At 44.4% G+C, this 9656-nt stretch carries 9 protein-coding genes; all 9 read left to right on the top strand.

Annotation, left to right across the window (positions count from 1 at the left end):
* Positions 1–1793: asparagine synthase (glutamine-hydrolyzing) (gene asnB, locus JHD69_RS17810; RefSeq protein WP_199141701.1), on the top strand; the 1793-nt coding region annotated here is incomplete at its 5' end.
* Positions 1783–2928 (top strand): glycosyltransferase family 4 protein, encoded by a 1146-nt coding sequence (locus tag JHD69_RS17805; RefSeq protein ID WP_199141700.1) that lies wholly within the window; start codon positions 1783–1785, stop codon positions 2926–2928. The genes asnB and JHD69_RS17805, both read left to right, overlap by 11 nt.
* On the top strand, positions 2928–3782 hold the full coding sequence (locus JHD69_RS17800) for an ABC transporter permease (RefSeq protein ID WP_199141699.1): 855 nt from the start codon (positions 2928–2930) through the stop codon (positions 3780–3782). Before JHD69_RS17805 ends, JHD69_RS17800 begins: the two co-directional genes overlap by 1 nt.
* Before the next feature lie 7 nt (positions 3783–3789).
* Positions 3790–5031, top strand: a complete 1242-nt coding sequence (locus JHD69_RS17795) for an ABC transporter ATP-binding protein (protein WP_199141698.1) — start codon at positions 3790–3792, stop codon at positions 5029–5031.
* A 5-nt stretch (positions 5032–5036) separates the two neighbouring features.
* Positions 5037–5486: a hypothetical protein gene (locus JHD69_RS17790; protein ID WP_199141697.1), complete on the top strand. Its 450-nt coding sequence runs from the start codon at positions 5037–5039 to the stop codon at positions 5484–5486.
* Complete coding sequence (locus tag JHD69_RS17785; protein WP_199141696.1) at positions 5470–6222, top strand: class I SAM-dependent DNA methyltransferase; 753 nt, start codon at positions 5470–5472, stop codon at positions 6220–6222. Before JHD69_RS17790 ends, JHD69_RS17785 begins: the two co-directional genes overlap by 17 nt.
* Before the next feature lies 1 nt (position 6223).
* Entirely contained in the window at positions 6224–7330 is a 1107-nt protein-coding gene (locus JHD69_RS17780) for a DegT/DnrJ/EryC1/StrS family aminotransferase (protein WP_199141695.1), read from the top strand.
* Positions 7318–8535 (top strand): glycosyltransferase, encoded by a 1218-nt coding sequence (locus tag JHD69_RS17775; RefSeq protein ID WP_199141694.1) that lies wholly within the window; start codon positions 7318–7320, stop codon positions 8533–8535. Before JHD69_RS17780 ends, JHD69_RS17775 begins: the two co-directional genes overlap by 13 nt.
* Positions 8526–9530, top strand: coding sequence for a glycosyltransferase family 2 protein (locus JHD69_RS17770; protein ID WP_199141693.1), 1005 nt, complete (start codon positions 8526–8528; stop codon positions 9528–9530). Before JHD69_RS17775 ends, JHD69_RS17770 begins: the two co-directional genes overlap by 10 nt.
* Positions 9531–9656 lie beyond the last annotated feature (126 nt).

The following is a 9656-nucleotide window of genomic DNA, read 5'->3' as shown; positions in this document are numbered from 1 at the left end:
CCCCCCCCCCCCCCCCCCCCCCCCCCCCCCCCCCCCCCCCCCCCCCCCCCCCCCCCCCTTTTCAAGCCGAAGACGGCATACGAGATCATGAGTACTGTCTCGTGGGCTCGGAGATGTGTATAAGAGACAGGCACAAAGTATGCTTAGGTAACCGAAGGCTTTCCATATTGGATTTGAGCGAAGCTGGCCATCAGCCCATGCTGAGCGACAATTCGCAAATCACAATTGCCTATAATGGCGAGATCTATAATTTCAAGCTGCTGAGAAGCGAACTTATCCAACATGGATTTAAATTCAAATCAGAGTCAGACACTGAAGTTATCATCAAGGCCTACGAATTTTGGGGCGAAGGTGCTTTTGAAAAACTGAACGGTATTTTTGCCTTCTGCCTGCACGATAAACGCAAAAACTGCGTTTACCTGGTGAGGGACCAAAGCGGAGTAAAGCCCCTTTATTATAATGCAAACATCAACCAGTTGATTTTTGCATCGGAAGTAAAGGCCTTTGCCCACTCAGGCTTTAGCCTATCCGAAAACGAGAACTGGAAGATTTACTATTTAGCGTTCGGACATATTCCAGAACCCTTTACTACGCTTAAAAGCGTATATACCCTGCCTAAGGGCAGTTTCTTGAAATATGAGTTGGCCGACGGCTCATTCAAGATCAACCCTTATTTTGAATTTAGTGCGGCCATAGAAATCATTGATGAAAACGAAGCGATCATGAGAATCAGGGAAGAATTGACCAAGGCCATCAAGCTGCAATTGATTTCTGATACAAGCATCGGCGTTTTATTCAGTGGCGGACTTGATTCTTCTATCATTACCTTATTGGCCGACAATTATACAAAAGGAAACCTTACTTCTATTTCGGCCAATTTTAACGAGATAGATTTTTCGGAAAGCTCGCACCGCAAAGCCATTTCTGAACGTGTTTTGGCCAACAAGCACGAACACTTGATTACCTACCGCGATTTCGTGTATAACTTCGAAAAGGTAATGAAATGTATGGACCAGCCTACCAACGACGGCATCAACACCTGGTTCATCTGCAAATGCGCCAAAGAAAACGGCATCAAATCGGTGCTTTCTGGCTTGGGTGCCGATGAATTGTTTGGGGGCTATCCTTCTTTTGACCGGATCAGGAAAATACAGAACCTGGGCAGCTTGAGCAAAGCGTTGATCAAATCGGCCCGTTTGCTCAAAAACACCAAGTTAAAAAGGCTGTATTATTTAAGCTTTGAGTCGCCTGTTGGCGAATACCTGTGCCTACGTGGCCTGTATACGCCAGACATCATTGCCGAGCTGCTTGGCTTGGACATCCAAACGGTGATCAACTGCCTCCAAAATATCCCATTAAACGACAGCATCCGTTACTTGAACGACGAAGAAAGAGCAAGTTGGTTCGAAATGAACATGTACATGCAGAACCAGCTGCTAAAAGACACCGATTTTATGAGCATGAGCCACGGCGTAGAAGTTAGGGTGCCATTTCTCGACGTTAACTTTATCAAATTGGTCAGCGCTATTCATCCTTCCATCCGCTTTGGAGAAAACCAGAAAAAGAGGCTGTTGATAGAAGCCTACAAGGATGAGCTGCCATCGCAGATCTGGAACCGCTCTAAAATGGGCTTTACTTTTCCGTTTCAGGAGTGGATCAGGAAAAACAAGGAAATTGCCTCGCCAGACCGCTACCAAAACAAGAAAGCAAAAAAACTGATGCAGACTTTCGGCGAAAATAAATTGCACTGGACTTCGGCCCTTGCACTTTACAAAATATTTAATGCCTCCTAAAAAAGTACTTTTTTTAACATTAAAGGTTTTTGGATTTACCGGTGGTATAGAAAAGGTGTGCCGCACTATTTGTAGAACTCTTTACGACCTGAGCGAAGAAGAACTGGTAGATCCCATGACGTATTGCATGTACGACCAGAGCTACGACAGGGATTCGAGATACCTGAAAAAACATCAATACAAAGGTTTTGGAGGCAACCGCAAATTCTTTGTGGTTAAATCTTTGCTTACGGGGCTCAAATCTGACGTGGTTATCCTGAGCCATATCAACCTGCTTTCTGTTGCCTACCTCATCAAAAGACTTAAGCCAAGTACCAAGGTTTACCTCATTGCGCATGGCATAGAAATTTGGCGCAAACTGCCCGAGGCCAAAATCAAGGCACTTAAGCGCCTAGACAAAATTATTGCGGTTAGTCATTTTACCGCTGCGCAAATCAAAAGCGCACATCACCTGAGCGAACAAAAAATAGAGGTGCTGAACAACTGCCTCGATCCGTTCTATCATTTTCCGTCTATTTTTTCGAAGCCAGAGTCGTTATTGCACAGGTATGGACTGCACAAAGATCAAATTATTTTAATGAGCTTGTCGCGGCTCGTAGCCACAGAGAAGTACAAAGGCTACGACAATACAATAGCCATTTTGCCCCGACTGGTCAAAAACAACCCTAATTTGGTTTACCTCCTGGCAGGAAAGTGGGACGAAGAAGAACATGCCAGGCTCGAAAAGCTCATCGAACAGCATCAGATTAGAGACCATATCAAGCTGATTGACTTTGTTGACGAAGCCGAGGTTACCGACCATTTTCTGCTTTCGGATGTTTTTATCATGCCCAGTAAGAAAGAGGGCTTTGGCATTGTGTTTATCGAGGCTGTAGCTGGTGGCTTGCGCGTTGTAGCCGGCAATAAGGATGGCAGTGTTGATGCGCTTAAACATGGCGAACTGGGCTACTTGGTAGATCCAGACAACCTCGACGAAATAGAAAACACCTTGAAAAAGATTTTGGTTTCGCTGCCTAATCAGGAGGAGAAAATGGCTTTGCAGCAAAAAGTATTCGAAACCTTCAACTACGAAAAATACAGAAACAGCATCAAGAACCTTATCTTTAACGGTGCTGTAAAACCAGCTGATTCTTAATGAACAAAACGCAAGAAAATTGGGAGATCGTCCCTGCCAATAATTTGTTTGACCTGAAACTCGGCGAGGTTTGGGCCTACCGCGACTTATTGGTGCTTTTGGTAAGGAGGGATTTCGTTTCCTTTTACAAACAGACCATTTTGGGACCCTTATGGTTTTTTATCCAGCCTTTGTTTACCACCATTATTTTCACTTTTATATTCGGCAATTTAGCCGGTATATCGACAGATAAGTTGCCCAAACCTTTATTTTACATGGCTGGCATTACGGCCTGGAACTATTTTGCCGATTGTTTGACCAAAACCTCGTCGGTATTCAAAGACAATGCACCCATTTTTGGGAAGGTATATTTTCCGAGACTGATTATGCCCCTCAGCATTGTAGTGAGCAACTTGGTTCGCTTTGGCGTGCAACTGGTTTTGTTCTTTATATTTATGGCCTACTATGCCACCAATGGTGCACATTTTGAGCCAAGCTGGGCTATTTTGCTGTTTCCTTTGGTTGTTGTGCTGATGGCCTTGCTAGGCTTGGGCTTGGGTATGATCATCTCGGCCATGACTACCAAATACCGCGATCTGTCCTTCCTCATCAGTTTTGGAGTTCAATTATTGATGTATGCCACCACGGTTATTTATCCCTTGTCTGCGGCAGTAGAAAAATACCCTAAATATGCCTGGTTAATCAAAATCAACCCAATGACTACCTTGATCGAAACCTTTCGCTACGGCTTTTTGGGCAAGGGCACATTTAGTTGGGATGCCTTAAGCTATACCACCATTAGTACGTTCGTTATCCTTTTGCTAGGCATCGTCGTATTTAATAAAGTAGAAAAAAACTTCGTAGACACCGTTTAATCCACCCATGTCGAACATAGCAATCAAAGTAGAAAACCTGAGCAAAGCCTACCAGCTTGGCCAAATAGGTACCGGCACCGTTAGCCGCGATTTGGAACGCTGGTTTGCGCGTATCCGTGGTAAGGAAGACCCTTTTTTAAAAATAGGCGAAACTAACGAACAGCATACCAGAAGTACGAGTGATATTGTTTGGAGCCTGAGCGCTATCAACTTTGAAATAGAACAAGGCGATGCCGTAGGCATTATTGGCCGAAACGGTGCCGGCAAAAGCACTTTGCTTAAAATATTGAGCAAAATTACCGCACCAACCACCGGTAAGATAAGTGGGCATGGCCGCATCGCGAGTTTGTTGGAAGTAGGCACGGGCTTTCATCCGGAACTAAGCGGGCGCGAAAACATCTTTTTGAATGGTGCCATTTTAGGCATGCGCAAAAAGGAAATCAAACGCAAGCTTGACGAAATTGTTGATTTTGCAGGCATAGCCCGCTACTTAGACACCCCCGTAAAGCGCTACAGCAGCGGCATGTATGTACGCTTGGCCTTTGCGGTTGCCGCGCATTTGGAAAGCGAAATCCTGATCGTAGATGAAGTACTAGCGGTTGGGGATGCCGAATTTCAAAAAAAATGCCTGGGCAAAATGGGCGAAGTAAGCAAAGGCGAAGGCCGCACCGTACTGTTTGTGAGCCATAATATGGATGCTGTTTTAAACCTATGCAATAATGGCATTGTACTTGAACAGGGCAAACTTGGCTTTGTTGGCGATGCAACTTCGGCTGTTAGGCATTACCAAAGCAGCGGTTCAAACACTGTTGATACGTGGTTAGATACAAGAAAGCTAAGCAGGCCCCATTTTAGCTCGCTCAAATGTACGGTTTCGGGCAACCAGCCGGCGATGACCCTCACTATCGACTTCAAAACCAATTCAGAAACGGCTTATCCCAATGCCTTTGTAGTTTTTGGCATAAAGGGCAGCCTTGGCAACACCATTATGGAAGCCATTCCGAAATTGGATCCATTTATCAAATTTAACGGACAGGAAATGAGCTATAAATGCGAAATCAAGCTGAACGGCTTTATACCCGGCCCCTATGCCATTTACGCTTGGCTTGGCGTAAGCGAAGCCGAAAATTACGACTGGATAGACGATGTGCTTCATTTTGAAATATTTGATGCCCCTATGGCCGACCGTACATTCCCTTATAGTCCGAGAACCGGCTATTTAATTGCCGATTGCACCCTCATTACCTAACGGCTATGCTAGAAGAAGTAAATCATTTAAACAAAAAGCTGGCAATTATCATTAGGGCCAATTACAAGAAAGAAGGCATCTCCTTTTTTACGCCCGGCGATTTTTCGCAGCAGCTGGGCTACATGAACAGGGCAAAAGGCTATGTGATTGATCCACATGTGCATAACCTGGTCGAGCGCAAGGTAACCCTCACCCAGGAGGTATTATACGTTAAAACAGGAAAAGTAAGGGTAGATTTTTATGATGATGCCCGTACCTATTTAGAAAGCAGAATCGTAGAAACCGGCGACGTCATTTTATTGGCCGCTGGCGGACATGGCTTTGAAATGCTTGAAGATACCGAGATGATCGAAATTAAGCAGGGCCCTTATTGTGGCGACGAAGACAAAGTACGATTTGAGCATAAACCCGAAAACATCAACCTGATTTCAGCCAAAAATGAGCCAGAACTTTAAGCTTTACAGTCAATATTACGACCTCTTGTATCGGGATAAAGCCTATCAGGCAGAGGCCGATTACCTGCACCAGCTCATTAAACAATACCGTCCGGAAAGCGTCGAAGTGCTAGAGCTGGGTTCGGGCACGGGCAAACATGCCCATTTACTTGCCAAACTGGGCTACCATACGCTAGGCTTGGAACGCAGCGCCGAAATGGTCGACATTGCCAACCAAACCCAAACGGAAAATGTTGCCTTTAAAGTTGCCGACATTACAGACTTTGAAATAAACAGGTCATTTGATGTGGCACTTTCACTTTTCCATGTAATCAGCTACCTTACCGATAACGATAGCTTGATCAATACATTCAAAAATGTCTATCGCCACTTAAACCAAGGCGGTTTATTTATTTTCGATGTTTGGCATAGTGCGGCAGTCAACTTTCAGGTACCCGAAAAACGCAGCAAAACGCTGCAAGACGAACATATCCATGTTACACGTCATGCAGAACCGGTAATTGACCGTGAACAAAACATTGTGGAAGTAAATTACGAGATAACGGTTGAAGACCTCAAAAGTGGCCAAAAAACTACTTTTGGCGAGAACCACCCTATGCGTCATTTTAGCAAACCCGAAATAGAGTTATTGGCTTATGCCACGGGGTTTGAAGTTTTGCATGCCGAAGAATTTTTAAGCAAGGCACCCTCTTCTGTTGAAACTTGGGGCGTTTGCTACATACTAAGAAAAAAGTAAGATGAATCCTATTCCAGTTAACACCCCCCTGCTAAACGGAAACGAGCTCCAATATTTAACACAGTGCATCGAAACAGGCTGGATCAGTAGCGAAGGGCCTTTTATCACCCAATTCGAAGCACAATTGAGCAACTATGTAGGGCGTAAACATGGCATTGCGGTAAGCAATGGCTCTGCGGCGTTGGATATCGCAGTTAAAGCCTTGAATATTGGTCCTGGCGACGAGGTGATCATGCCAGCTTTTACCATTATCTCCCCTGCTCAATCTGTAGTTAGTGCTGGGGCATTGCCTGTTTTGGTTGATAGCGATGCGCTGACCTGGAACATGGACGTTAACCAAATAGAAGCCAAGATTACCCCCCAAACCAAAGCTATCCTCGTTGTACATATTTACGGTTTGCCGGTTGATCTAGATCCTATACTTGATTTGGCTCAAAAATATAAACTCAAAGTAATAGAGGATGCGGCCGAAATGCATGGCCAAACCTATAAAGGCAAAATGTGTGGCAGCTTTGGCGATATCAGCATCTTTAGTTTTTATCCCAACAAGCACATTACCACCGGAGAGGGTGGTATGCTGTTAACAAACGACAGCGAACTGGCCGAAAGGTGCAAAAAACTTCGGAACCTATGCTTTGAGCCCAATGGTCCGCGTTTTGTACACCATGAACTGGGCTGGAATTACCGGATGACCAACTTACAGGCTGCCTTGGGCCTCGCTCAATTAGAGCAAATCGACCACTTTATCCAAAAAAAGAGGGCCATGGGGGCTGCCTATCATAAAGGGCTTTCGCCGCTCCAGGCCAAAGGCTACAAGCTGCCACTTGAAAAAACCGAATATAGCGAAAACATCTACTGGATATTTGGCTTAGTTGCCCCAAGCCCAGAAGAGAAAGAAAGAATGGTTAACCTTTTAGCCGAAAACAAAATTGGAACACGCCCTTTCTTTTGGTGCATGCACGAACAGCCAGTGTTTCAAAAAATGGGATTGTTTAAAAATGAAAGCTATCCCGTTGCCGAGAAATTGGCCAGAAATGGCTTTTACATCCCTAGTGGATTGGGTTTAACTGATGCCGATCAACAAACCGTTATCGAATGCCTAAGCTAAGAATTGGAATACCCATTAATTTTGATTACAATCCCCTTGCAGGCGGAAGTTATTCTTATGTGAAGCAGCTGATCAATGCGATTGATACCCATGAGTTTGATCCTGGGATTGAGGTATTATTTCTCAATTTCGAAAAAAAGAATATCCATACGCAAAAGAAGCTGCTTACCTTTCATCCATTCAGCTCTTTTACGCTGGCCGATCTTTGCCGTAAACTTTTTATTGTTTGTTTGCATAAAATGCCATTTGGCCTTTTCAAAAACTGGCTTTATCGACTTGAAAACAAACACGCCTCTGCCAGAGACCAAAAAATCAAAAAGGTACTGAATGCCAATAACATCAAGCTCTTGTTTTATGTGAACCCTGATGGCAATCGTTACGATTTCCCATTTATCACCATCCATTGGGATATTGGCCACGTTTCTACATATATGTTTCCAGAATTTTCGGAAAATCTGGAGGCCAGGAAAGCCTACTACAACGAAATACTGCCTAAAGCGTTGCTGATTTTAACAGAAACGGTTGCTGGCAAGGAAGAACTGGCTAGCTATACATCCATCAACCCAGACAGGATAAAGGTTATGCCCATCTTTCCAGGCAATGTGGTTGAAGAAAATATTGAAGTTCAGGAACAGCTTGACATCCTGCAACGTTTTAAACTTAGCCCCCAGCAGTTCTTTGTCTATCCGGCTCAGTTTTGGGCGCATAAAAACCATATCCTGCTCATTGATGCCTTTGAAATCCTCCTTAAAAAACATCCGGCAACCCAGCTTGTATTTACCGGATCAGACAAAGGAAACCTGAGCTATGTAAAGCAGTATATCGACAGCAAAAAATTAACGTCATACGTCAAAATACTAGGCTTTGTTCAAAACAACGAACTATTTACCCTTTATAAGAATGCCATTTCGCTGGTTATGCCTACATTCTTGGGCCCTTCCAATATGCCTCCATTAGAAGCCGCCTCACTCAACTGTCCGGTAATAATCAGCGACTTAAAAGGCCACCGCGAGTTGCTGGGATCATATGCCCGCTATTTTGACCCCTTGAATGCTGCCGATATGGCCGCAGCCATGTTGGCCCAAATAGCACATGGCCATCAAACTTCATTTGAGCATAAAGACCGCTTTAGTATTCAAGCCGCGACTGATGCTTTAAACCAGGCCTTTGTTAAAGCCGCCAACCTAAGAAAAACATGGGCATAACAACTACTCTTCCGAACTTGGAATCGTACAGGGCACTTTTCTTAGCTAAAGGTGTGCAATACCCTTTACAAAAAATTGGCACCAGCGCCCAAGGCTTATTGCAGGAACTTCCCAGAACTGAAAGAAAAGGCTGGCCATGGGATAGCCAAACATCGCCATTGCTTTACCATGCCAAAAAAGAGTGGCCAAAAATAACCATTGTAACGCCATCTTTTAACCAAGGGCAATATATTGAAGAAACCATTAGAAGTGTTCTGTTACAGAACTACCCTAACCTGGAATACATTGTTATTGATGGGGGAAGTACCGACGGCACCCTAGAAATCCTGGCCAAATATTCGCCTTGGATCAGCTATTGGGTAAGCGAAAAAGACAAGGGCCATGGCCATGCCATCAACAAAGGATTTAGCTTGGCTTCGGGAAAGCTTTATGGCTGGATCAATAGCGACGACCTTTATATGGACGAAGCTTTTTTTACGCTGGCCAACGCATTTGAGCAAAGCAAAGCCGATATGATTTATGGCGATGGGCTTGTAATTGATGAAGCCAGCGGTGAGCTAACTTATGAAAAGGCATTTTTGGTCAATTCGAGGTATCTTTTTATTGGCGGAGTGCTGATGCAGCATTCTACATTTTGGAAAGCCGACATCCACGAACCCATACAAGAAGCTCTTTATTGTGCGGTTGATTCAGAGTTATGGTTCAGGCTTGTTCCAAAGAAGAAGTTAAAACACGTAAAATTTCCATTGGGCATTGCCCGAAAGCAGCCTGAAGCCAAAACAATGAACGAGAAATTTGCGGCCAAATGGAAAGCCGATAATATCTTAATAGCGCAACTGCATCAATTCGAAAAAACCATACCCTTTTTCAAATATATCCAATCTAAATTCTACATATTGGAAACCCGATACGTGCAAAGGCTATACAAATATTTTAACCGAACCAATACAGCGCCCTACCTGGCCAAGCTGGCCTCAAAAAAAACAAAGCCTTAATGCTTTCTATCATTACCTGTTCCATAAATCCAGAAAAATTAGCCCAATTATCCCTGTCTCTTATACACATCTAAAAGGGGGGGGGGGGGGGGGGGGGGGGGGGGGGGGGGGGGGGGGGGGGGGGGG

It is taken from the genome of Pedobacter sp. ASV12 (assembly GCF_016429155.1).
Taxonomy (GTDB): domain Bacteria; phylum Bacteroidota; class Bacteroidia; order Sphingobacteriales; family Sphingobacteriaceae; genus Pedobacter.
The sequence above is the reverse complement of the archived record's forward strand: the minus strand, read 5'-3'. Positions and strand labels throughout refer to the sequence as shown.

Excerpts from the sequence above, each read along its gene's own strand:
- JHD69_RS17775 (WP_199141694.1), top strand. The coding sequence starts at position 7,318 with ATGCCTAAGCTAAGAATTGGAATACCCATTAATTTTGATTACAATCCC.
- JHD69_RS17805 (WP_199141700.1), top strand. The coding sequence starts at position 1,783 with ATGCCTCCTAAAAAAGTACTTTTTTTAACATTAAAGGTTTTTGGATTT.
- JHD69_RS17790 (WP_199141697.1), top strand. The coding sequence starts at position 5,037 with ATGCTAGAAGAAGTAAATCATTTAAACAAAAAGCTGGCAATTATCATT.
- JHD69_RS17800 (WP_199141699.1), top strand. The coding sequence starts at position 2,928 with ATGAACAAAACGCAAGAAAATTGGGAGATCGTCCCTGCCAATAATTTG.
- JHD69_RS17780 (WP_199141695.1), top strand. The coding sequence starts at position 6,224 with ATGAATCCTATTCCAGTTAACACCCCCCTGCTAAACGGAAACGAGCTC.
- JHD69_RS17795 (WP_199141698.1), top strand. The coding sequence starts at position 3,790 with ATGTCGAACATAGCAATCAAAGTAGAAAACCTGAGCAAAGCCTACCAG.
- JHD69_RS17785 (WP_199141696.1), top strand. The coding sequence starts at position 5,470 with ATGAGCCAGAACTTTAAGCTTTACAGTCAATATTACGACCTCTTGTAT.
- JHD69_RS17770 (WP_199141693.1), top strand. The coding sequence starts at position 8,526 with ATGGGCATAACAACTACTCTTCCGAACTTGGAATCGTACAGGGCACTT.